Genomic DNA, 23,496 nt, shown 5'->3' with positions numbered 1-23,496 from the left:
GTTGATAGGGGGCTGGATTAGAAATCCATACCGCCCATGCCGCCCATGCCACCGCCGGGCATACCAGCCGGCATGCCGCCGCCAACCGACTCCTTCTTCGGAGCCTCCGCGATCATGGCTTCGGTGGTGACCAGCAGGCCGGCGACCGAGGCCGCGTCCTGCAGAGCCGTGCGCACAACCTTGACCGGATCGACGATACCCATGGCGATCATGTCGCCATATTCGCCGGTCTGGGCGTTGTAGCCGAAGGTTGCCCCCTTGTTCTCAAGGATCTTGCCGGCGACGATCGATGCTTCCGCACCGGCGTTGGCCGCGATCTGACGGGCCGGAGCCTGCAGCGCGCGACGCACAATGCTGATGCCGGCGGCCTGGTCGGAGTTGGCGCCAGTGACGGTGATGGCCAGCGAAGCGCGCAGCAGTGCGACGCCGCCGCCGGGAACGATGCCTTCTTCGACGGCCGCGCGGGTCGCGTTGAGGGCGTCATCGACGCGGTCCTTCTTTTCCTTGACTTCGATCTCGGTCGCACCGCCGACGCGGATGACGGCAACGCCGCCCGCCAGCTTGGCGAGACGTTCCTGCAGCTTCTCCTTGTCGTAGTCCGAGGTGGTCTCCTCGATCTGCTGCTTGATCTGGGCGACGCGGCCCTGGATCTCGGCCTTCTTGCCGGCGCCGTCGACGATGGTGGTGTTCTCCTTGGAGATCGACACCTTCTTGGCGCGGCCGAGCATGTTGAGGCCGACATTCTCGAGCTTGATGCCGAGGTCTTCGGAAATGACCTGGCCACCGGTGAGGATGGCGATGTCTTCCAGCATGGCCTTGCGGCGATCACCGAAGCCCGGCGCCTTGACGGCAGCGATCTTCAGGCCGCCACGCAGCTTGTTGACGACCAGCGTGGCCAGGGCCTCGCCTTCGACGTCCTCGGAGATGATGACCAGCGGCTTCGAAGTCTGCACGACGGCCTCGAGGATCGGCAGCATGGCCTGCAGGTTGGAGAGCTTCTTCTCGTGGAGAAGAATGTAGGCGTCTTCCAGATCCGCAACCATCTTCTCGGCGTTGGTGACGAAGTAGGGCGAGAGATAGCCGCGGTCGAACTGCATGCCTTCAACGACTTCAAGCTCGGTCTCGGCGGTCTTTGCTTCCTCGACGGTGATGACGCCCTCATTGCCGACCTTCTGCATCGCTTCCGCGATCATCGAGCCGACCGACACGTCGCCATTGCCGGCGATGGTGCCGACCTGGGCAACCTCTTCCGAGGTCTTGATCTTCTTGGCGTTCTTGATCAGCGTCGCGACGACGTCGGCGACGGCGAGGTCGATGCCGCGCTTGAGGTCCATCGGGTTCATGCCGGCGGCAACCGACTTGTGGCCTTCCTGGACGATCGACTGTGCCAGAACGGTCGCGGTGGTGGTGCCGTCGCCGGCGATGTCGTTGGTCTTCGAAGCAACTTCGCGGACCATCTGCGCGCCCATGTTTTCGAACTTGTCCTCAAGCTCGATTTCCTTGGCGACGGTGACGCCGTCCTTGGTGATGCGCGGGGCGCCGAACGACTTGTCGATGACGACGTTGCGGCCCTTGGGGCCGAGCGTGACCTTCACCGCGTCGGCGAGGATGTTGACGCCGCGCAGCATGCGCTCACGAGCGTCGCGGGAGAATTTTACGTCTTTGGCAGCCATTTTTTACTCCTGGGCATTTCGCCCGAAATTCAGATTGGATGGTGCGGATGAAAGGCGGCGGCGTGTCAGCCGATGACGCCCATGATGTCCGCTTCCTTCATGATCAGAAGGTCTTCGCCATTGAGCTTGACTTCGGTGCCCGACCACTTGCCGAACAGGATGCGGTCGCCGGCCTTGACGTCCAGCGGGACGAGCTTGCCGACCTCGTCACGGGCGCCGGAACCGATGGCGATGATCTCGCCTTCCTGCGGCTTTTCCTTAGCCGTATCGGGGATGATGATCCCGGCGGCGGTCTTCGCTTCGGACTCGACGCGGCGAACGACCACGCGGTCATGCAGCGGCCGGAAATTCGACTTTGCCATTTTTGGATTTCCCTGGTGCGGATGTTGAACGGTTCTCCGTTGCCGGAGCGTGTTTAGCACTCACCAGAAGCGAGTGCTAACGCGGCAGTGAGATAGGCCGTAGGCTCCTGCTAGTCAAGACGGAAGAGGGACGGGCGAAGAGCAAACGAGCGTGGAAGCACCGAGCCTTTTACGTGAACGACGTCGGAGATCGGACATGGATGGGGCGGCTCACCATTTGCAACTGAAGGCTTTATCATTTGGCACGATTGGTGCAGCGAATGATCCGCAAACGTTGCGCGCGACCGATATAATGAGAGGTGAGCGCCATCAGGATTCCTGCGTTAACCGTCCACTCGGTCTTTACGGTGTGGCCGCCGCGCGGGCGCCAGGACTCCGGCCATCCCGATAGTCACCAATCCAATCTGCGGAGAACAGGAGGCAAGATGAGAGCGACAGTCAGCACGAACTTGAATTTGAAATGTTTGGCCAAAGCAACTGCCATCGCCTTGCTCTGGACGGTCACGGCTACATCGGCGGACGAAGGTATGTGGATGCCGGGCCAGACTGCGGAAGTGTGCGCGGCCATGCGCGCGGATGGGCTCCAGATCGATCCCGCCCAGCTGGGCCGTCTAGACGCTGACCCGCTCAACGCGATCGTATCACTGGGCGGATGCTCCGCCTCGTTCGTCAGTCCACAAGGGCTGGTCGCAACCAATCATCATTGCGTGTTAGAATCCATCCAATACCACAGCAAGGAGGGCCAGGACTATCTCACAGACGGCTTTCTGGCGAAGAGCCCTGGGTGAAGAATTGCCCGCGGCGCCAGGCAGCCGCATCTATGTGATCGAGGACATGCGGGATGTGAGCGCCGAAATGCTCAAGAGCGTCTCGGACAAGCTGAACGGGTTTGCCCGCTATGAGCGGCTCGCCAGAACAAAAAGGCCCTGATCGCCGCATGTGAAGGACAGCCCAATCGCCCTTGCGACGTATGGCAGCGTCTCCTACTATCTCCTCCAGAAGCTCGAAATTGAGGACGTGCGCCTCGTCTATGCGCCCGCGCTCGGCATCGGCAACTTCGGCGGCCAAACGGACAACTGGATGTGGCTGCGCCACACGGGCCACTTCGGCTTTTATCGCGCCTATGTCGCTCCTGATGGTTCCTCCCGGCCATATGCGCGCGACAATGTGCCTTACCGGCCGAAGAGTTGGCTACCCATAGCCTGTGAAGGCGTCAAGGAAGGCGACCTTGTGATGGTCGCCGGCTTTCCCGGCGCAACCCACCAGTTCCTGACCGCGGATGAAGTCCGGTTCAACTTCGCGCAATTCGAACCGCGGTTGCAGCGTTCGCTCTCGGATTATCCCGCCCAGATCAATCAGGCAACGGCAGGCAATCGCGAGGCGCAGATCCATTGACCGCCCGCTTCACAAATTGGGTCGGCCTAAAACGCATGGGAAAAGCAGAAAAGGCAACAGATCGGCACCAGAATGAATATGGCCGCGCGAACTGACAGCGCCAACAATCGGCATCTCGCATGGTCGGTGGCACTGGACGTGGCTCCCACCCTGCTGGCGCGACTCCCCATCAGGTCGTCGGGGTTTCGCTTGCGAAAAAAACTTCCGCGTGTCTCTGCGCGATCCATCCCGCTTGCGCGTGCTTAGTCAACCAAAAAACTGACCATCTGCAGGATCAGGATCAGCAAAAAAAAGCCAAAGGCAGACGCCAAAACAGCTGCCAGCAGGACGATGCGTTGTTTCTTCACCCACAGTTCCCCCGGGAGAAAGTCTAATGATAATCCTTAAAAAAGGCGCCCTGGAACAGGGCGCCCCACGCTCATTTGTGCAAGTTTAAATTTTAGCTTGCCTGCTTTATGTAATTAGACGTTTCTTTTATGCAAACACTTTTCCAAGTGTTACTTGCACAAATCGAACGTATCGCACATTTAGACGAACTATACATTCGATAGCGACTTTGACGCACGCGTTTACTGGCGGTATACATCCTTCACCGTTGCCGCAAGGCATTGGCCCAGGCGCGCGGCACCTCCTTCACGACAAAGGTTGAAAGCCCGTCCTCGGGCGTTTCACTTCCAAGATCACTTCGATCCACTCATACGGGCTTCCCGAGCGAGACCGTGGGTTCGGACGGTGCGAATGAATTTCTCGTTATAATCGAATTGATTATAAGGGATATTTCTACGTTGAGTATAAAGGATGTCAAGCCCGCGCCAGCGGCAATTTTGTCCGGGCGACCTCCGTTTCGTCGAGGACATGGTGGCGGAAGCGATAAAGCTTCGCCGGCCGACCGCCGGTATCAAATGCACTTTCGCCGGTCTCCTCCACCAGTTCCTGCTGCTCCATCAACCGGCGAAAGTTCTGCTGAAGCGCCCCTGCCGATGTAATCGTCAACGCCGTCCGCGTCAGCGCATTGCCATCGGCGAGAAGCCGACGACATTGTTGATGACGAACGTAACGATCCGCGGCTTCAGACAGGAATGTGCGCTTCGTCCAGATGGATGGAGTGGGCTGGCAGGTTCCGGGCGGCCGCGCCGTTGAGGATGCAGCATCGAGAGCCGCGCTCGCCGAGGATGACATAGGTCGAGATTCGTGCGCCGGAAGTCTTGCTCCCTGTCTCCACGAATCCATTGGCAGGATCCCGGGTTCTTCGCGTGGTCAGGGTCGAGCAGTATCGAACCGTGCTAGTTGAGCTTTGCTCGGTGACGTGGATGCCGTGCAGCTTGCCGGCGACTATTTTCGCATTGGTCCCGTTGTCCTATTCATCTCACAAAGTCAGTCCTGATGTTGAGCAGTTCGCTGGGCTAAATCCCGACGACGAGCGCCCCGCCGCTGAGTCCCGCACCTGCCGCCGCCAGGAGTATTTTCTCGCCCGGCCGAAACGGCTCCGCTTGATTGGCGAGCGACAGTGAGAGCGGGATCGTCGCGGCGGAAGAGTTGCCATATTCGGCGATCGTTTTGACGATCAGGTGATCGGCAACGCCGAGGTTTCGCCCGACCGCATCGAAAATGCGAGCATTGGCCTGATGCGGCACGAACCGGTCGACATCCTTTGGTCGCACTCCGGCAGCGGCTAGCGCGCTTATCGAGCAAGCGGTCATCATCTCGACGGCCTTTGCGAACACTTCGCGGCCGTCGGTCATCGTCATTCGGGTTTGCGCGAGGTCGAGGTCACCGTGGAACGGGATGTTGCTTCCTCCTGCGGGAATCTGGATCAGGCCGTATCGCGAGCCGTCCGAATCCACGGAGGCACCGAGAATCCCCCGATCAGTATCCTCGCACGGACCGATCACGACGGCGCCGGCGGCATCGGCAAACAGCACGGCGCTGGCGCGCTCAGAGGGATTGATGCGGCGGCTGAGGATATTGGCGGCGATAACAAGGCTCGCTTTGCCGTGCAGGCGGGTAAATCCGTCCGCAAACATCAGCGCATAGATGAAGCCGGCGCAGGCGCCGGTCAGATCGACAGCGCCGGCGCGGCCGAGCCCCAGCCGATGTGCGACCAGGGGCGCGCTGGGCGGCAGGAGGTGATCGGGCGTCGAGGTGGCAAGCAGCAGCAGACCGATGTCGTTGCGCGCAATGCCGGCGCTGGCCAGCGCCATGGCGCCGGCCTGCGCAGCAAGACCAGACAGCGTGTCTTCGTCCGTTGCCCAGAAGCGCGACCGGATTCCAGTACGCCGCTCGATCCAGCCCGGTTCGAGGCCGAGATCGCTCTCGATCTCGGCATTCGCCACCTTTCGGCCAGGCGCATGATGGCCAAACCCGAGAAGGCGCGACGACCTGCTCATGGCCTCGAACCGAAACGTTCGCCGGCCTCCTCGATGGCGTCATGGAGCCGATCGAGCTCGTCGCCGGTGATGCAATAGGGCGGCAGGAGATAAAGGACATTGCCGAGCGGGCGCACAAGCAGGCCGAGCTCGAGGAAAAATGCCCGCAGCTTAGGTCCGATCTCGGCCAGATAGCCGGCAGAGCCGGCGCGCAGGTCGAGAGCCAGGATCGTGCCGATCGCCCGGCTGTCGGTGAAGTTGGCATTATCGCGAAAGCGCCGAAGGCCGGCGGCCTGCCTCGCGCTCAGGGTGGCGATCCGCTCGGCCACTGGCTCGTCACGCCAGATCTCGACATTGGCGAGTGCTGCCGCGCAGGCAATCGGATTGGCCGTGTAGGAACTCGAGTGGAAAAACGTCTTCTTCCGGTCCTCGGAATAGTGAGCCTGGAAGATGGCATCGGTGGCGAGTGTGGCGGCCAGCGGGATTGCGCCACCGGTCAGGCCCTTCGAGGTGCACAGCATGTCCGGAGAGATGTTCGCCTGCTCGCAGGCGAACATGGTTCCGGTACGCCCCCACCCGGTCATCACCTCGTCGGCGATCAGCAGCGTGCCCGAGGCCTCAGTGATCCTCTTCAATTCGGACAGAACCGATGCCGGATACATCAGCATGCCGCCGGCGCCAAGCACCAGCGGCTCGACGATCAGCGCGGCGGCGCGCTGGTCGCGGCTGAGGGCCTCGAAACGATCTAGCGTTTCCTGTTCGCGCCCGGCGGCAGGGAAGGGAATGGTGTCGACCTCGAACAGCAAGGGTTCGTAGGCGGCGTTGAAGACACCGCGGGCACCGACGCTCATCGTGCCGATGGTGTCGCCATGATAGCTGTGCTCCATCACGACGATGCGCGAGCGCGGCGCGCCGATGTTGCGGAAATAGCCGAGCGCCATCTTCAGCGCGACTTCCACAGCGGTCGAGCCGCTGTCGGAATAGAACACCCAGTCGAGTCCGGCGGGAGCGAGTCCGACAAGCGCCTTGGCCAAGCATTCGGCTGGCTCGTGCGTGAAGCCTGCAAAGATGATCTGGTCGAGGCTCGAGGCGGTCGTCTCGATAGCTTTCATGATGCGGGGATGGCGGTGGCCATGGGTGACCACCCACCAGGAGGAAATGGCGTCCAGAATGCGCGCGCCATTGGCTTTGTGGAGATACGCGCCTTCAGTCAGGACGATTTCAGGGATCGCCGGCTCGAGCGCGTGCTGGGTGAAGGGATGCCACACACGGGATTGCCGCATCATCCGCCTCCGGCAATCAAAGCGAGGTCGAAGCCGGCAATCATCGCTTGTCTCAGCGTTTTGTCCGTCAGCGGATCGAGGTGCGGCAGCCTGCCGAGTTGCGGCACGTCGCCGAATTCCACGATCGTCCGTTGCGTATCGGTCATCTCATCGCCGATGAAGGCGATGCCAGCCAGCGGGATAGCGCGCGCCCGCAGGGCCTCGATCGACAGCAGGGTGTGATTGATTGTTCCGAGCGCGGTGCGGGCGCACAGAATGACCGGCAACTGCCATTGCTCGAATATGTCGATAAACCTTGTCCGGCGGTTCAGCGGCACCATCAGCCCGCCGGCGCCTTCGATGACGAGCGGTGTCGGCAGGACCGGAAACGAAAGATCGGCAGCCTCGATCGAAACGTCGTCGATTTCGGCCGAACGATGCGGCGAAAGCGGGCTCTTCAAGCGGTAGGCTTCCGGCAGCACGCGCCCCGACGGAAGCCCGGCAAGCCGTGCAACCGCCTCGCTGTCGGTCTCCCCGTCGAGGCCCGATTGCACCGGCTTCCAGTAGAAACCGTCAAGCAGGCCGGCAAGCCCGGCCGAAAACACCGTCTTGCCAATTCCGGTGTCTGTTCCGGTGATGACGATGCGCTTGGTCATGTCGCCTCCGGTCATGTCTGAGCCAACACCTCGACGAGCGCCCCGACCATGGCGGAAATGTCGGCTTCGCCGATATTGAGCGTCAGTGAGATGCGCAGCCGCGACGTGCCCTCGGGCACGGTCGGCGGACGAATGCCGCGTATGTCGAAGCCGCGGGCCTGCAGGCGCGCCGACACTGCCATGGTGCGCCTGACATCGCCGATGACAAATGGCTGGATTTGCGAGCCGCTGGGCGTGACGCCGCAGCGATCGACCAATTGGCGGCCTGCGAGGGCAACGCGTTCATGTAGCTGAACACGCCGCATAGGCTCGTCGACGAGCATTGCGAGCGCTTCGCGCGCCGCGACCGCCATCAGCGGCGATGGCGCGGTGGCGTAGATGAATGGCCGGCAACGGTTGATCAGATACTGGCACAGTGTCCTCGGCCCGGTCACGAGCCCACCAGATGCGCCGAGCGCCTTGCCGCAGGTGTGGAGCGCGACGATGTTGTCGCGGCCCTCGAAAGCGGCGGCCAGCCCCCGGCCGTCCGGTCCCCAGACGCCGGTGGCATGCGCCTCGTCAATGACGATGAATGCGTCGTGCCGATCGGCAAGCGCGACCAGGCTCTCCAAAGGCGCGCAATCGCCATCCATGCTGTAAAGGCTTTCCACCGCGATCCAGACGCATCCCATGCCGCCTTCGGCGCGCCAACGTGTGATCGCATCCTCGACAGCATCGACGTCGTGGTGCGCGGCCAGCACCAACTGTGCGCGCCCGGCCTGCGCACCCTCATGCATGCTGGCATGGGCGAGCTCATCGAGGATCAAAAGGTCGCCCTTCTGCGGCAGCGCCGTCAGCAGAGCGAAGTTGGCGATGTAGCCGCTGCCGAAGAACAGCGCGCGGTCGGCTCCAAAGAATGCCGCCGCGTCTGCCTCGAGCTGCTCGTGTTCCGGCGCATTGCCGCGCAACAGCCGCGACCCGGTGGCGCCAACCGGCGTGCCACGCGCAATCGCCGCCGCAACCGCTTCGCCAAGTCTTTTGGAGGCGGCAAGCCCGAGATAGTCGTTCGACGAGAAGTCGCGCCCGACGCGCGGCTTCAGCGTCCGCAGCCGGTCCTTGCGCGCCAGTCCCTGCAAGGTCGCCTCATAGCGGGCAAGCGGTGCCCCGTTCATTGCGCCTCGAGTTCCATCGGCTCGATGCCAAGGCGCCGGAACAGCAGGGTATCCTTGTCCTCACCGGGATTGTCCGCCGTCAGCAGCGTGTCGCCGACGAAGATCGAGTTGGCGCCGGCAAAAAAGCACAGCGCCTGCATCTCGTCGGTCATGGCCGTACGGCCGGCGGAAAGACGGATATGCGATTTCGGCATCATGATGCGCGCCAGCGCGATCACGCGCACGAATTCGATCGGCTCGATCGGCTTGGCGTCGGCAAGCGGGGTGCCGGGGATCGGGATCAGCATGTTGATCGGAACGCTTTGCGGATGTTCCGGCAGGTTGGCCAGCGTCACCAGCATGTCGATCCGGTCCACCGGCTCCTCGCCCATGCCGACAATGCCGCCGCAGCAGACCTTGATGCCGGATTGGCGAACGTGCTCGAGCGTCTCGAGCCGCTCGGCAAAGCTCCGCGTGCTGATGATCTCGCTATAGTAGCGTTCCGACGTATCGATGTTGTGGTTGTAAAAGTCGAGACCAGCCTGCTTCAGTCGAGCGGCTTGCTCAAGATCGAGCATGCCGAGCGTCATGCAGGTCTCCATGCCCAGCGCCTTGACGCCTTCGACCATCGCCACCACCGCATCCATGTCGCGCGCCTTGGGGTTTCGCCAGGCCGCGCCCATGCAATAGCGGGTTGCGCCGGCGTCACGCGCCTTGGTCGCCTCGGCGACGACGCGCCGGACCTCCATCAGCTTCGACGCCTTCAGGCCGGTCTCGTGATGCGCCGACTGGCTACAATAGCCGCAATCCTCCGGGCATCCGCCCGTCTTGATGCTGAGCAGCCGGCTGAGCTGGACCTTGTTGGGATCGAAATTCTGGCGGTGCACGGTGTGCGCGAGGAAGAGGAGATTGTTGAAGGGGGCATCGTGAAGTGCCTGAGCCTTCTCCAGGGTCCACGCTCCAGGGTCAGGGGATTGAGCCTGTGGCGATGTCTGCGTTGGACTGGCTGTTTGCATGTCCATGCTGTTCCTCCGGTTCTGCCTTGCTTTGCTGTCTGATTGACGACGATCGGAAAGGACAGTTGATTCGATCCTGTTCGTTCCTCAGACAATCATGAGCCCCAATAGTCGAGGCCGATATCCAGGATCGGCGCGCTGTGGGTCAGTCGGCCGACCGAAATCAGATCAACGCCGGTCGCGGCAATCGCTCGCGCTGTATCGGATGCGATCCCGCCAGAAGCCTCGGTGATAGCACGGCCGCCAACGATTGCGACGGCCCGGCGAAGATCGGCGAGGGACATGTTGTCGAGCAGAACCGCATCGGGAGCGAAGCCAAGTACCTCCTCCAACTGGGCCAGCGTATCGACCTCGACTTCGATCTTGACGAGATGACCGGCCCGTCTTCGTGCTCGCTCGAGCGCCGGGCGAACGCCGCCTGCGATGGCGATGTGGTTGTCCTTGATCAGAATTGCGTCGTCGAGGCCGAAACGGTGATTGGATCCGCCACCCGCGCGCACCGCATACTTTTCGACTGCCCTCAATCCGGGCGTCGTCTTGCGCGTGCAGACGATCTTCGCGCCATATCCACGAACCGCAGCGACGATCGATGCCGTTGCTGTAGCGATGCCGCTCAGATGGCACAAAAAATTGAGTGCCGTCCGTTCGGCTGTGAGAATGCCCCGGGCAGGGCCAACCACTGATGCAATGACCTCTCCATCCATGACATTGGAGCCGTCTGCCCGCTCCACCGAGATTTCGACATCAGGATCAATCAAGCGGAAAGCGAGCATCGCCAGATCGAGGCCGGCGACAACTCCGGACTGGCGCGCCGCCAGCACGGTTCCCGCTTGGTGTTCCTTCGGGACGATGGCCTCCGTGGTCAAGTCGCCGGCTCTGCCAAGGTCTTCAAGAAGAGCTGCCCTTACAAGCGGCTCAAGCATGATCGTGGGAAGCGGTGAGAACGTCATCACTTTGCCCTTTCGAGGCTTGGCGAGTGTCCGAGTTCCCGCGCAGCGGCCAAGGCGGCTTCGAGGGTGATTTCGGACCGTCGGGCGACAGTCGCATGATGAGGAAAGTCTGTCCGGTAATGAGCGCCGCGGCTTTCTTGGCGCAACAGGGCGGCAACCGCGATCATTAGCCCGACAGCCGCCGGATCCGAGGCCGCGTCCTTGCTTTCGGCGAGCGGCAATAAGGCACGTGCGGCTGCTTTCAAACCTTCACCATCCCGGACGATGCCGAGTGCGCGCGACAGGAAAACACGCACGGGTGCCGGCGCGGGCGATGGGTAAACGTCCGCAAACGCAGGCTTTGTTCTGCGAGCAGGCGTTCCGGCGACACTTTCAGCGACCCAGCGCGCGCACACGACGGCCTCGGTCAAGGAATTGCTGGCGAGCCTGTTGGCGCCATGCAGTCCTGTCGAAGCGACTTCGCCGCAGGCCCACAGCCCCTTGACGGAGGTCCTACCGGAGCCGTCCACGGCAACGCCACCCATGTGGTAGTGTTGGGCCGGACGAATGGGGATGAGATCGCGCGCGGGATTGATGCCGGCTCCACGACAGGCTGATGCGATTGTCGGGAAGTGTCGAGCAAATTCCGGGCCAGGCCGTTGCCGCGCGTCGAGAAAAACACGGTGGCCGTTGGCAAGATGGTTCCAGACGGCGCGCGCCAAGACATCACGAGGCGCGAGTTCCGCCCCTGGCACGCTCTGGAGAAAAGCTTGGCCGGTTTCGTCGATCAGGGCAGCACCTTCGCCGCGGACGGCCTCGCTGAGCAGCACCATAGGGCGTTCCGGGCCGTCAAGCGCGGTCGGGTGGAACTGGATGAACTCGAGGTCGGCAAGGACAGCTCCAGCGCGGGCCGCAAGCGCCAGGCCCTGTCCACAACTGCCCGAAGGATTCGTGGTGTCGAGAAACAGTCCCCCGATCCCACCGGTGGCGAGGACGACCCGCCGTGAGCCGAAGAAGACAGGTCCTATCGAACCGCTCGCCCAGACGCCTCGGATCGCATTCTCTCGCACCGCCAGCCGGCGCGCTTCCGCGCCCTCCACGACAACAATCGACGGAGTGAAACGCACAGCCGCGATCAGGGCACGCATGATCTCACGCCCGGTGCCGTCACCATGCGCATGAACGATGCGACGTCGGCTGTGTGCGGCCTCCAATCCGAGGCACAGTGATCCTTGCGGCGTACGGTCGAAGGGAACCCCAAAGCCCGCAAGCCCCTCTATCGCCTTGGGCGCGGCTTGGAGGATGCGGCTCGCCACGTCTGTGTCGCAGAGACCATCCCCGGCGGCAAGCGTATCGGCCAGGTGCAGTTCCGGATCGTCGTCTTCGCCGAAACTGGCAGCCAGACCGCCCTGTGCCCACGTGCTCGAATTGTCAGCTCCCAGCAGCGTCCTGGACAGAAGCAGCACCGGCTCCGGCGCCAGTTGAAGCGCGGTCATCAGTCCGGCGATGCCGCCGCCGATGATGATGGGCCGCCCGAAGAAGCTGCGGACATCGGCGCTCAAATTGCCAGCATCCGTTCGACCGCAAGCCGCGCGCGCCCGGCGATCCCGGGTTCGATGGTTACGATATGGTGGTTCTGCTCGAGCGCCATGCGGATGTTGGCAAGCGTGATCCGCTTCATGTGCGGGCACAAATTGCAGGGCCGGATGAACTCGACCTCTGGGTGCGCTAACGCGACGTTGTCGCTCATCGAACATTCCGTCATCAGCACGACACGTGCCGGCCTTTGCCTTTCGACATAGTCGGACATGGCAGCGGTCGAGCCGGAAAAATCTGCTTCAGCGACGACGTCGGGCGGGCATTCGGGATGCGCGAGCACGATTACGCCGGGATGGCTTTCGCGCAACTCGCGGATGTCGGCCGGTGTAAAGCGCTCATGCACCTCGCAATGCCCTTTCCAGGCGATGATCTGCACATCGGTCTGGGCGGCGATATTCTGGGCCAGATATTCGTCCGGCAACATGATCACCTGGGGAACGCCAAGGGATTGGACGACCGCCTTGGCGTTGCCGGATGTACAGCAGATATCCGACTCGGCTTTCACTTCGGCCGACGTGTTGACATAAGTGATGATCGGCACGCCGGGATAACGCTGGCGCATCAAGCGCACGTCTTCTGCCGTGATCGATTCCGCCAACGAACAGCCTGCCCGCAGGTCGGGAATGAGCACCGTCTTTTGCGGATTGAGCAGCTTGGCCGTTTCGGCCATGAAATGTACGCCGGCCAGCACGATGACTTGCGCCTCGATCGTCGCAGCCGTGCGGGCCAGTGCCAAGCTGTCGCCGACGATGTCGGCCACGCAATGGAAGATCTCGGGGGTCTGATAGTTGTGCGCCAGGATGATGGCGTTGCGCTCGCGCTTCAGTGCAAGGATCGCCTCGATATCCTCGACGAAAGCCGGCCATTCGATCGGCGGGATCACTCGTCGGACGCGCTCGTAGAGAAACGCGGTCGCAGGCAGCATGGCGCTCATCGACCCCTCCCAGCTTATACTCTAGGTGAAAATAACCAGCATATACTTGCTGTGAGTATAAGCGATGTCAACCCCGCGCCAGCGGCAATTTTGTCCCGGCGATGACCCTCTCGTCGAGAACGGCGTGGCGGAACCGGTAAAGCTTCGCTGGCCGGCCGCCGGTCTCCGCGGTTGCCTCTCCGGTCTCTTCGACCAGCTCCTGCTGCTCGATCAGCCGGCGAAAGTTCGGCTTACGCACGAGCCTGCCGGCAAGCGCCTCCACGGTTCGCTGCAGCTGCAAAAGCGTGAAGACCGGCGGCATCAGCTCAAAGACGACCGGCCGGTATTTGATCTTGGAGCGCAGCCGCGCAATGCCGGTCGCCGCGATGCGGCGATGATCGGCGACCATAGACTTGCTGGGCACCAGCGGAGGCAGCGTCGCGTCCCGTCCGCTTCCGGCCTCTTGGACCAGGCCTGCTTCGTAGACTAACTCATAGCGTTGAAGCGTGAGTTCCTCGTTCCAAAGGCGGTCGTCGAAGCCGAAGGCTATCGTCGCCCGCTGCCAGCGTTCACGTCGCGTGGCCGCGTCGCTGACGCCGTCTGCCCATTCAATCAGGCGCGGTCGCAGAACGTCCAGCACGACCGGAGGCGTGCCGGAGCGGTGGTCCTCCCATGGAAAATATTCATACCAGCTCTGCCAGCCGCACTTGGGCGAGCCAGCTGCCTGTTCCTTGCGGGTCAATGCGAGATAGCTGATGGAGATGACGCGCTGCTGGCGCTCGGCGCCGATGCGATCCCGATCCGCGAAGGTGTAGAGTTGCTCAATATACCCCAGCGGATGGCCGGTCTGCTGCTCGACCCACCCCCTCAAACCGGATTGCAGCGATCGGTGCTCAAGCGCAAATGGTCCGGAGGGCAGGGTGTCCGCCTGGCCGATGGTGAGGACACAGGGTTCACTGTCGTTTACGGCGACGACAAAGGCGATCAGGTCCACTTTGACTTCGTCGGCCTTGACGGCGGCTCTGTCTTTCCTGGGTCCTTTTGCCTGATCGTCCATGTTCGCGAAAGTCGTTGGCCAGCTCGGGAGCGCCTGAATCGATTTAAGTGTAAGCGCGCCTGTCCGCACGTCAACACCGCACAGCTGCACGGCCATTTTTAGCTCTTCGCACTTGCACAAAAATGTGGCAAACGCGACACCCGCGGTTGGTAACGTTGGGGAAGGAGGGTCCATTGAGTGCGTTTGGTGACACCAAGGCGATCACACCGCCGGATATTCGTTCGCGCAAAGGTGGGACGCCGCTCGTCTGCCTTACCGCCTACACGACGCCAGTCGCCCGGCTTGTCGATCCCCATTGCGATGTGGTGCTGGTCGGCGACAGCGTCGGCATGGTTCTCCACGGCCTGCCCTCGACGCTCGGTGTGACGCTGGAGATGATGATCACGCACGGCCAGGCCGTGCGCCGTGGCCTCGAGCAGGCGCTGATGGTCGTCGACCTGCCGTTCGGTTCCTTCGAGGAAAGCCCCGAGCAGGCTTTCCGCAATGCCGCGCGCGTCATGGCCGAGACCGGCTGCGCGGCCGTCAAGCTCGAAGGCGGCGAAACGATGGCAGAGACGATCGGCTTCCTCGCCGCGCGCGGCGTGCCGGTCATGGCCCATGTCGGCTTGACGCCGCAGGCGATCAACACCATCGGTGGCTACCGCGTGCAGGGCAGAGGCGGGGATGCCGAGCGCATCAGGCGCGACGCGCTTGCGGTGAGCGAAGCGGGCGCCTTTGCGGTCGTGCTGGAGAAGGTTCCCGAGGCGCTCGCCCGCCGGATCACCGGGGAGGTGGCGACCCCGACCATTGGCATCGGTGCCTCGGCAGCCTGTGACGGCCAGATTCTCGTCGTCGACGACATGCTGGGCCTCTTCGGCGACTTCCGGCCCAAATTCGTCAAGCGCTATGCTGAACTGGGGGAGGCCGCTGCGGCTGCGATCGCGGCCTATGCGCGGGAAGTGAAGGAGCGCCAGTTTCCGGCCGCCGAGCACGTGTTTGCCGATGCGCCCAAGCCCGCCGACGCGGACGCGGCCAAGAGCGGAGAAGCAGCGTGAGCGTGCCGATTGTCAGGAGCGTTGCCCGGCTTCGCCAAATCGTCGCCGCATGGCGCCGCGAGGGCGTGGCGGTTGCCGTGGTGCCAACGATGGGCGTCCTGCATGAGGGCCATCTCAGCCTGGTGCGCGCGGCACTCGAGAAGGCCGACCGGGTGATCGTGACGCTCTTCGTCAACCCGAAGCAATTCAACAGCCAGGCCGATCTCGCCGCGTATCCGAGCACCGAGGACGAGGATGCCGCCAAGCTGGCACCGCTTGGCGCGCACCTGCTTTATGCGCCGGATGCAGAGGAAATGTATCCGGCGGCCTTCGCCACGACCGTTTCGGTGTCCGGTGTCAGCGAGGGCCTGTGCGGTGCCTTCCGGCCGGGACATTTCGATGGCGTGGCGACCGTCGTCGCCAAGCTCTTCCTGCAGACCAGCGCTGACTTCGGCTTCTTTGGCGAAAAGGACTTTCAGCAGCTTCAGCTAGTCAGGCGTATGGCCCGGGACCTGGATATTCCAATCACCATTGTTCCTTGTCCGACAGTCCGCGAAGCCGACGGTCTTGCACTATCATCGCGCAATGTCCGGCTCTCACCAGCAGAGCGTGCTGTTGCCCACAAGCTACCATCGGTCTTGCTCGAGACGGCTGAGCGGCTTGCCCGCGGCTCGCCCGTCCTGCCAACGCTTGCCGAAGCGCGCGCAGCAATTCTGGCTGCAGGCTATCGCGAGATCGAATACCTGGAACTTCGCGACGAGGCAGATCTGCGACCGATGACAAGCCTTGACCGACCTGCACGCTTGCTTGTCGCGGCCTGGCTCGGCGGCACACGGCTCATAGACAACGTCAGAATATCAGGGGTTTTAACAGGTTAACGGGGTTCTCGGCACGCGCTGTATCCGTCCGGGATTCGTTTAAAACAAGGTCTCTGCCTGGCATCGAGCGATCACGGAGGTTACCCAAAGCGCAAATGCATCGCGTGTTTGAGAACTTCGTCGAGCAACTGTCTGCAAGTGTTGATGCTGCCGATCTCCGTGAGGCAATGGCATCCGCTGCAGCCGGCTTCGATTTTCCGCTATTCGCCTATTTCACTTACCCGTCGGCCTCCGGCGACGCCCCGCAATTGATCTCAAACTATCCTTCATCCTGGACATCACGTTATCTGCAACAGCGGTACCACAGTCTTGATCCGGTCATCCTGCGCGGGCTGCAAGGCTGGGATACCTTTGATTGGGGTGTGGATCGCGCTCGGCACTGTCTGCCGAATTCGCAGCAACAAATTCTGGAGAGTGCGGCTGAGTTTGGCATCCGCGGCGGCCTGACGATGTCCATGCATGATCATCGCGGCCGGTTTGCTGCCCTGACCTTTGCTTCCGACGAGTCCCGTCCGCCTCTGTTGCGGTCACTGACACGTTACGAAAAAGCATTGCAGCTGGTGGCCATCAACTTTCATATCCATGTCCGGCGCAGGCTCGCCGACGATCGCGTGGTGGATGGTGTAACGCTCACCCCGCGGGAGTTCGAGTGCCTGAAATGGGCGGCGCGCGGCAAGTCGGCTTGGGATATCAGCCAGCTTCTCGGCGTCTCAAAGCGCACCGTGACCTTTCATCTGGAAAACGCCAAGGCAAAACTTGGCGGTTCGAACGATCAACCAGGCCGTTGCACGACTGGCTGCCTCCGGCCAGGCGAGATCCTGATTCTTCGGCCACGATAGCTGTAAACCTCTACAGGCTGCATCGCTGCCAGCTTTGCCCTTCGATGGCGGGAACACATCCCGCACGGAGGCGACCATGATGCAGCTGATAACACCAGACCTTTACAACGAGTTCGCAAGCGAGCTCAAAGAAATGCACGGGCTCAGGTTTCGGGTGTTCAAGGAAAGGCTCGATTGGGAAGTTGATACCGAAGACCAGATGGAAACAGACCCGTTTGATGGTCTGAAGCCTGTCTATCTGCTCCTCAAGGGATCCGACTGGCGAATTCGCGGTTGCGTGCGTCTTTTGCCCAGCACCGGACCCACAATGTTGCGCGACACGTTCCCGATGCTGCTGGGTGCTGACGTCGTGCCCTCGACTGCCGACATATGGGAGAGCAGTCGTTTCGCGCTCGATCTCCCTCAATCGGCGCCCAAGGCAGCGGGCGGGCTGGCCCAGGCAACCTACGAGCTCTTCGCGGGCATGATCGAGTTCGGCTTGGCCAAGGATCTGACCCGGATAGTAACGGTGACGGATACGCGCATGGAACGGATCCTTCGCCTCGCGACGTGGCCATTGTCGCGCATCGGACAACCCAAGTCCGTCGGCAAAACGGAGGCGGTGGCCGGGTTTCTCGAGATTTCCCGCGCGAGCCTTTTGCGCATCCGCAGCAGGGGACGTCTGAGCGGACCGGTACTGTGGCAACCGGTTCTAGGCCCGTCGGCATTGTGGACACCTGAGCCGTGAAGGATGCTGGTCTGCCCAAGGAAGCGACGGTCGGTCTTGAATGCTGGCCGGACTGGCGTCGTCACGAAGCTTACCACTACGCCAGACGATTGCCACGCACTGCCTGGGCCTGGGAGTTTCTTCGGCGCAATCCACAATTCCAGCGCGACCACGCCAAAATGGCACCGCCCGCCTGCATTGTCGGAGCCCAGGCCGACATGAAGATAATCGAGTTGACGACAGGATCATCTTTCCTAAGACAATGGAGCCTCCTTTTTCGCGGACGCGCCACAGTCGGACGCTACTTCGGCAAGGGTCTTTTGGGATCCGCGCGACTGCGCCCGTATTCTACGAGCGGCCGCGGAGCCGGTTGGGCTCGACCACGATTTTGAACCGCTTGATTTTTCTTCGCTCTCATGCTGCAAGGACATCCTGCTGACACCTGCCGGCGTGCAGCACGTGCTGCTGAGGAAGGACTGCCGAAGTCTGCAGATCGCCCTTTCCGGTGCATCCGTTCTCCGCCCGTTGCGGCTATATGTCGACGCGATCGTGCAGCCGCAGCACCTGAAGTTCCATGTCGCTGCCCTTCAGTTCCTGAACGACATCAATGGTTGCGGCCGACTGGCAGCTGCTTGCTTTCCGCCGGAACCCCGCGGAGCGCGTCTGTGTATCGTGCTCCAGGCTTTGGATGGCTCGCTTGCGGGAGCATCTCATCAGGAGATCGCCATTGCCCTGTTCGGGAGACGCCGTGTCGAAGAAGATTGGTCTCATCCAGGTAGCCATCTTCGCGATCAGGTGCGTCGCGCCATCCAACGTGGCCGCTACCTGATGGGCGGCGGCTATAGACAGTTCCTGATGTAATTCGGGTGACAGCTTGGTGATTGTCTTATCCGAAAACGCGCAGGCATCAATCTCCATTTTTCACTGCTATTGTGCCTTGTACAAGACGTGACACGCGCCTAGTTCTTCCGCTGCGGGAATCGGGTTTGAGTAATACGGACGAAGCACTGAGAACCAACGTTTTCGTGATAGTGCATTCATGCGCCGAGAATCCTGATGACCGTTACGAACCCCGACAAAGCCGGCGCTGACTGAAACGGTCGCTGAACGTGCTCTGTGGCCTGCGCCGCCTGACTCTCGGTTTCGGCTATGCCGACTAACAGCGTATTGATAGGCCATCGCGGGCTAAGCTCTACCGGCGAAAGCCGCGTCAAAGCGGCAGGCAATCAGAAACTAGATCGGCGGCGACGATGATTATGATCAACGTGACGAACACGTGAATCATGCCGACGGCGCCGACGTTGCCGATGATGATGATGCCGACCATGCGTCGCTGATGCTGCCTAACTACAGTGCTGTGTGATCATGCCGATCACCGCGTGACCACGAGCGGCGGCGGTTCGTGGTCAGGTGCGTGGCCGGGATGATCGCGCATGGCCGATTGTTCCTTCGTGCCGCGGGGTGTGGGCTTGCGTTCGGTCATGAGGACGTCAGGCGCAACGAGGAAGTTAGATCAGGGCCCCAAACGCGGCTTATCCATGGGGTGGATGATAGCTATCCCTACAATCAATTATACCAATATTACCCAATACTACTAGAAGATCCCCCAATGAAGCGGCCGGATGGGTATCCGTCTCGCGTAGGCTGAAGCTGCCGGCAAGAATGGGAGACGAACATGTGCGGGATTGTTGGCATCGTTGGGCAACAGCCGGTGTCGGATCGGTTGGTCGACGCATTGAAGCGTTTGGAATATCGCGGCTATGATTCCGCCGGCGTTGCGACGATCACCGAAGGTGCCTTGCACCGCCGGCGCGCCGAGGGCAAGCTCGTCAATCTCGAGAGGAGACTGAAGGAAGAGCCGCTGAGCGGCAACATCGGCATCGGCCACACGCGTTGGGCAACCCATGGGGCCTCGACGGAACGCAATGCGCACCCGCACTTTACCGACGGTGTCGCCGTCGTCCATAACGGGATCATCGAGAATTTCACCGAGCTGAAGGACGAATTGGCGGCGGCTGGCGCCGAGTTCCAGACCGATACCGACACCGAGGTCGTCGCGCATCTCTTGGCAAGACACCGCCGGGAGGGCATGAGGCGGCAAGAGGCGATGCGTGCCATGCTGAAACGCGTCAGGGGCGCCTATGCGCTTGCCGTCCTCTTCGAAGATGATCCGTCGACCATCATGGCGGCGCGCAACGGACCACCGCTGGCGATCGGTCACGGCGACGGCGAGATGTTCCTGGGCTCCGACGCGATCGCGCTCGCTCCCTTCACCAATGAAATTACCTATCTCATCGAGGGCGACTGGGCCGTTGTCGGCAATTCGGGCGCCCATATCTTCGATTTCGACGGCCATCCCGTCGAGCGTCCGCGCCATACCTCCACGGCCGCGGCCGATCTGGCCAACAAGGGCACTCATCGCCACTTCATGGAGAAGGAAATCTACGAGCAGCCCGAAGTCATCGCCCATGCTCTCCGTCACTATAGCAACATCATAGAGAATCGCGCCGACACGGTTTCTGGCATCGATTTCGCCAGGATCCCGAGCTTGGCGATCTCGGCCTGCGGGACCGCCTATCTCGCCGGACTGATCGGAAAATACTGGTTCGAGCGCTATGCGCGCCTGACAGTTGAAATCGACGTTGCGTCCGAATTCCGTTACCGCGAGATCCCGTTGTCGCCGCAGTCGGCGGCTCTTTTCATTTCGCAGTCCGGCGAAACCGCTGATACGCTCGCATCGTTGAGGTACTGCAAGGAGCGTGGGCTGAAAATTGGCGCTATCGTCAATGCCTGCGAATCGACCATCGCTCGGGAGGCCGATGCGGTCTTCCCGATCCTTGCCGGACCGGAGATCGGCGTCGCCTCCACCAAGGCGTTTACCTGCCAGCTTGCCGTTCTAGCCGCACTCGCCATCGGCGCCGCCAGAGCCCGCGGGACCGTAACCGAAGACGAGCTGCAGGCGCTCGTCAGGAGCCTCGCCGAAGTGCCGCGCGTCATGGGCCAGGTACTCAACTGCATCCAGCCGGAGATCGAGTTCCTGTCGCGCGAACTGTCAAAGTGTCGTGACGTCCTGTATCTCGGCCGTGGCACCAGTTTCCCGCTAGCGATGGAAGGTGCGCTGAAGCTCAAGGAGATTTCCTACATCCATGCCGAGGGCTATGCGGCGGGTGAATTGAAGCACGGTCCGATCGCATTGATAGACGACAACATGCCAGTGATCGTCATCGCGCCCCATGATCGCTTTTTCGACAAGACCGTCTCCAACATGCAGGAAGTGGCTGCCCGTGGAGGGCGGATTATCCTCATCACCGATGAAAAAGGGGCAGCCGCATCGAAACTCGACACCATGCACACGCTCGTGCTGCCGGCTGTCGACGAGATTATCGCGCCGATGATCTTCTCGCTGCCGATACAGCTTCTTGCCTACCACACGGCGCTCTTCATGGGCACAGATGTAGACCAGCCGCGCAATCTCGCAAAATCGGTCACGGTCGAATGATTGTGAACCTTTATAGGTGGCGATGCTTGTCCATCTTCGCTGCATCGGCGGTGGAAATTGGTCGAAGGTATCAGCGTCCGCGAGGCTGGGTGGACGGTGCCGCGAATAGCCACTGGAGGCGTCAGTGAGAGTTCGAGTTGCTGTTCAAGAAAGCCATCGGGGAGAATGAGTCGTGTAGGATCGCAGGTCGAATGCGCTACAGCCGATCAGGCCATCTCATGGCGGGCAGGTTCTTAGAACTTGATCAGAAGCAGGTGAGCCGCCATATTCCGACCCGGCTGCCAATTTCAAGTGGCCCATTCCATGGATGAGGCCGGTCCGGCCGAATGGACGTCCATTTTTTTGATTTGCTGGGTGTGCGCCAGGGTCGGGGAGGAAATCTCCCGATTTGTCAGGCGCTCCCATCTTCTTGGAGATGTTTATGAAGGATTCGCGCATTCCCGAGCCAGTCTTGACGGCTATGTCGCAGGGGACCCACATCATCCGCGCTTATCGTGAGCACCTTGGGTATTCAATCGAGGACCTCGCGGTCGCGTGCGGGCTTGCCGCTCAGGAAATCCAAAACATCGAGCGGGGTCTAAAGTACAATAAGGGCTATCGGAATCGGATAGCGAGATCGCTGTCCATACCTGTGGGAATTCTTGAGGCAGAGTCGGACATATCGGACGCCGCCTGATCAGTCGGATAATCTGCAATGGGTGGAAGACCGCTCTTGTGATGTGACGTTTGCGGCTGATAGTCGTCGCTTGATTCCGTTGGACGCGAATGCCTTCTGGCGCAGTACCGCCAAGAGAATTCTCGTCCACTGTCCGAGTCAGGAACTGCACACGGGCTCGCCGAACAGGAAGTTGGAACGCTTCGTCATGCTGTCTTAGGCGATATAGCCGCCCGGAGTGCTGCGACACGTGCACGATAGCATTGGCTCGCGAGGATGGATTGCTAACGGCGAACCCATGCTGGTCGGCAAGGCGATACTGGCTGGAGCATCAACTCGGCCGACGAGAGTGGCCCCCCATCCTAGGCAGGATCGGCCGACATGGCCGGCATCGCGAGCCGCTCTGAAAAGAGCACAGCGGGCATCCAGACGCTGCCGGGTTGACTATGGGTGTCGGAACCGCAAAAAGGGGCCGCTCTTCATGAGTGGCGTGCGCCGGCAGTCTAACCCCAAGCCCCCCGCCAGGCTGCCGGCGCGCTTCTAGCCGCCTTGATGCACGGCGATAAGCTTTTGACGGCCTGAAGCGACATTGTGGTCGCCGTTGCGGTGCTTTTCCACGCGCCTCGTCAGGCGCCGGGATTGCTTCGTCGTGATGGCAGGCGAGGGTTTGCAGGTTGCGGTCGACGGGTTCGTTTCGGGGCGTCTGCCCCCATCGTTATGTCGCGAGTTGGGGGATGCGATCGAGGACGATGCGCAGGATGCGCTGGTCGGGGCACCGATGTCGGCAGGTGCAGGCGGATTTGCGATTTCATCTCGACCACCCGCGCAGCGATTTTGATGAGGCGCAATCGCAGCGTGTCGAATTGGGCGACGGCAAAGCTCGAGCGCCTAGGCATCGCGGCCCGCAAGCCCCACATCAACCAGTAAGCACCGGCATGCAGGAATAGCCGGAACTGGTTGGCCGTCGCTCTGGTGCAGGATGTGCGGTCGGCGGCAAGATGCGTCTTCCACGACTTGATGTGGTTCTCGGCCGCGCCGCGCCGGCAGTAGACATCCTCGTTGAGCGCCTTGGCCTTCCCACCGGCAAGGTTGGTGACGACGAAGCGGATATCGCCACCTTGGGCGCCGACCTCGACCCGCGCGATGATGCGCTCGACGCGGCTCCAACTAGCGGCGCCGTCAACGAACTCCTTGAACCTGCGGACCTTGCCTGTCTTGGCCGACGCTTCGAAGCGCGCCGTCGTGCTGGCCTCCAGATCCGCGACATGCTTGCGCAGGGTCGTGGTGGGCGCGAGGCGAAAGATGAAGTCGACGTCGTTGGCGCGGCACCAGTCGATGACCTGCGGGTTGCAATAATGGCTATCGCCGCGGAGCAGGATTCGAATGTTCGGCCAGTTGATCCGGATCGCCCGCACCAGACGGCGCAGGTGGGGGCGGATCTCAGGCCCACTCGGCCGCTTGGCCGGTCGCAGGATCGCGCTGACGAACCGTCCCGCACCATCGAACACGACGATCGGCTGGAAGCCGTACTCGTCATGGTGGGCATTG

The 23,496-nt window shown here is 61.8% G+C and carries 22 protein-coding genes and 3 pseudogenes; 11 read left to right on the top strand and 14 right to left on the bottom strand.

Going from position 1 to position 23,496, the window contains the following annotated elements:
• Positions 1-17: 17 nt before the first annotated feature.
• A complete protein-coding gene (gene groL, locus NKJ13_RS25695; RefSeq protein WP_352778759.1) occupies positions 18-1,673 on the bottom strand; it encodes a chaperonin GroEL in 1,656 nt (551 codons plus the stop codon).
• A gap of 65 nt (positions 1,674-1,738) precedes the next feature.
• A complete protein-coding gene (locus NKJ13_RS25690; RefSeq protein WP_352778757.1) occupies positions 1,739-2,035 on the bottom strand; it encodes a co-chaperone GroES in 297 nt (98 codons plus the stop codon).
• A gap of 425 nt (positions 2,036-2,460) precedes the next feature.
• Between NKJ13_RS25690 and NKJ13_RS25685 the strand changes: the two genes are divergently transcribed.
• Genes NKJ13_RS25685 through NKJ13_RS25675 form a run of 3 tightly spaced genes read left to right on the top strand, consistent with a single transcriptional unit; the run spans position 2,461 to position 3,430 of the window.
• On the top strand, positions 2,461-2,823 hold the full coding sequence (locus NKJ13_RS25685) for a S46 family peptidase (protein ID WP_352778756.1): 363 nt from the start codon (positions 2,461-2,463) through the stop codon (positions 2,821-2,823).
• Between the two features lie 4 nt (positions 2,824-2,827).
• Complete coding sequence (locus NKJ13_RS25680; RefSeq protein WP_352778754.1) at positions 2,828-2,965, top strand: hypothetical protein; 138 nt, start codon at positions 2,828-2,830, stop codon at positions 2,963-2,965.
• A 9-nt stretch (positions 2,966-2,974) separates the two neighbouring features.
• Positions 2,975-3,430 carry a S46 family peptidase gene (locus NKJ13_RS25675; protein ID WP_352778752.1) on the top strand — a complete coding sequence of 152 codons (456 nt, stop codon included), beginning with the start codon at positions 2,975-2,977 and terminating at the stop codon, positions 3,428-3,430.
• Between the two features lie 801 nt (positions 3,431-4,231).
• On the opposite strand, the pseudogene NKJ13_RS31650 reads toward NKJ13_RS25675, so the two are convergent.
• The 11 genes and pseudogenes from NKJ13_RS31650 to NKJ13_RS25620 all read right to left on the bottom strand — a co-directional run.
• A pseudogene (locus tag NKJ13_RS31650) lies at positions 4,232-4,396 on the bottom strand (NrtR DNA-binding winged helix domain-containing protein); the annotation flags it as partial.
• Positions 4,397-4,499: 103 nt separating this feature from the next.
• Positions 4,500-4,742 carry an aspartate 1-decarboxylase gene (locus tag NKJ13_RS25665; protein ID WP_352778802.1) on the bottom strand — a complete coding sequence of 81 codons (243 nt, stop codon included), beginning with the start codon at positions 4,740-4,742 and terminating at the stop codon, positions 4,500-4,502.
• A 91-nt stretch (positions 4,743-4,833) separates the two neighbouring features.
• A complete protein-coding gene (gene bioZ, locus NKJ13_RS25660; RefSeq protein WP_352778750.1) occupies positions 4,834-5,817 on the bottom strand; it encodes a 3-oxopimeloyl-[acyl-carrier-protein] synthase BioZ in 984 nt (327 codons plus the stop codon).
• Positions 5,814-7,079, bottom strand: a complete 1,266-nt coding sequence (locus tag NKJ13_RS25655; RefSeq protein WP_352778749.1) for an adenosylmethionine--8-amino-7-oxononanoate transaminase — start codon at positions 7,077-7,079, stop codon at positions 5,814-5,816. Before NKJ13_RS25655 ends, bioZ begins: the two co-directional genes overlap by 4 nt.
• Positions 7,079-7,714, bottom strand: a complete 636-nt coding sequence (bioD, locus tag NKJ13_RS25650; protein ID WP_031194973.1) for a dethiobiotin synthase — start codon at positions 7,712-7,714, stop codon at positions 7,079-7,081. Before bioD ends, NKJ13_RS25655 begins: the two co-directional genes overlap by 1 nt.
• Before the next feature lie 11 nt (positions 7,715-7,725).
• Complete coding sequence (locus NKJ13_RS25645) at positions 7,726-8,865, bottom strand: 8-amino-7-oxononanoate synthase (RefSeq protein WP_352778747.1); 1,140 nt, start codon at positions 8,863-8,865, stop codon at positions 7,726-7,728.
• Entirely contained in the window at positions 8,862-9,860 is a 999-nt protein-coding gene (gene bioB, locus NKJ13_RS25640) for a biotin synthase BioB (protein ID WP_352778800.1), read from the bottom strand. Before bioB ends, NKJ13_RS25645 begins: the two co-directional genes overlap by 4 nt.
• 95 nt (positions 9,861-9,955) lie before the next feature.
• Positions 9,956-10,810, bottom strand: coding sequence for a carboxylating nicotinate-nucleotide diphosphorylase (gene nadC / locus NKJ13_RS25635; RefSeq protein ID WP_352518027.1), 855 nt, complete (start codon positions 10,808-10,810; stop codon positions 9,956-9,958).
• Positions 10,810-12,351 (bottom strand): L-aspartate oxidase, encoded by a 1,542-nt coding sequence (locus NKJ13_RS25630; RefSeq protein WP_352778745.1) that lies wholly within the window; start codon positions 12,349-12,351, stop codon positions 10,810-10,812. Before NKJ13_RS25630 ends, nadC begins: the two co-directional genes overlap by 1 nt.
• Positions 12,348-13,322, bottom strand: a complete 975-nt coding sequence (nadA, locus tag NKJ13_RS25625) for a quinolinate synthase NadA (RefSeq protein ID WP_352508058.1) — start codon at positions 13,320-13,322, stop codon at positions 12,348-12,350. The genes NKJ13_RS25630 and nadA overlap by 4 nt, the downstream gene beginning before the upstream one ends.
• Positions 13,323-13,389: 67 nt before the next feature.
• Positions 13,390-14,358, bottom strand: coding sequence for an NUDIX hydrolase (locus NKJ13_RS25620; protein ID WP_352593251.1), 969 nt, complete (start codon positions 14,356-14,358; stop codon positions 13,390-13,392).
• 173 nt (positions 14,359-14,531) lie between these two features.
• Between NKJ13_RS25620 and panB the strand changes: the two genes are divergently transcribed.
• From panB to NKJ13_RS25580, 8 genes and pseudogenes are all read left to right on the top strand, one after another.
• Complete coding sequence (gene panB / locus NKJ13_RS25615; RefSeq protein WP_352549642.1) at positions 14,532-15,392, top strand: 3-methyl-2-oxobutanoate hydroxymethyltransferase; 861 nt, start codon at positions 14,532-14,534, stop codon at positions 15,390-15,392.
• Positions 15,389-16,249: a pantoate--beta-alanine ligase gene (gene panC / locus NKJ13_RS25610; RefSeq protein WP_352778744.1), complete on the top strand. Its 861-nt coding sequence runs from the start codon at positions 15,389-15,391 to the stop codon at positions 16,247-16,249. Before panB ends, panC begins: the two co-directional genes overlap by 4 nt.
• Before the next feature lie 95 nt (positions 16,250-16,344).
• Positions 16,345-17,071 (top strand): annotated as a pseudogene (locus NKJ13_RS25605) (LuxR family transcriptional regulator).
• A gap of 93 nt (positions 17,072-17,164) precedes the next feature.
• Positions 17,165-17,815, top strand: a complete 651-nt coding sequence (locus NKJ13_RS25600; RefSeq protein WP_352778742.1) for an acyl-homoserine-lactone synthase — start codon at positions 17,165-17,167, stop codon at positions 17,813-17,815.
• Positions 17,812-18,186, top strand: coding sequence for a transcriptional regulator domain-containing protein (locus NKJ13_RS25595; protein ID WP_352778740.1), 375 nt, complete (start codon positions 17,812-17,814; stop codon positions 18,184-18,186). The genes NKJ13_RS25600 and NKJ13_RS25595 overlap by 4 nt, the downstream gene beginning before the upstream one ends.
• 58 nt (positions 18,187-18,244) lie before the next feature.
• Positions 18,245-18,655, top strand: a complete 411-nt coding sequence (locus NKJ13_RS25590; RefSeq protein WP_352778737.1) for a DUF2285 domain-containing protein — start codon at positions 18,245-18,247, stop codon at positions 18,653-18,655.
• A gap of 814 nt (positions 18,656-19,469) precedes the next feature.
• Entirely contained in the window at positions 19,470-21,293 is a 1,824-nt protein-coding gene (gene glmS, locus NKJ13_RS25585) for a glutamine--fructose-6-phosphate transaminase (isomerizing) (RefSeq protein WP_352503068.1), read from the top strand.
• Positions 21,294-21,708: 415 nt separating this feature from the next.
• Positions 21,709-21,969 carry a helix-turn-helix domain-containing protein gene (locus tag NKJ13_RS25580; protein ID WP_352496595.1) on the top strand — a complete coding sequence of 87 codons (261 nt, stop codon included), beginning with the start codon at positions 21,709-21,711 and terminating at the stop codon, positions 21,967-21,969.
• 694 nt (positions 21,970-22,663) lie between these two features.
• Here the strand turns inward: NKJ13_RS25580 and NKJ13_RS25575 are convergent.
• Positions 22,664-23,496 (bottom strand): annotated as a pseudogene (locus NKJ13_RS25575) (IS1380 family transposase); the annotation flags it as partial.

This window comes from Mesorhizobium sp. M0174 (assembly GCF_040322275.1).
Lineage (GTDB): Bacteria > Pseudomonadota > Alphaproteobacteria > Rhizobiales > Rhizobiaceae > Mesorhizobium.
This window is presented reverse-complemented; position numbering and strand designations above follow the sequence as displayed.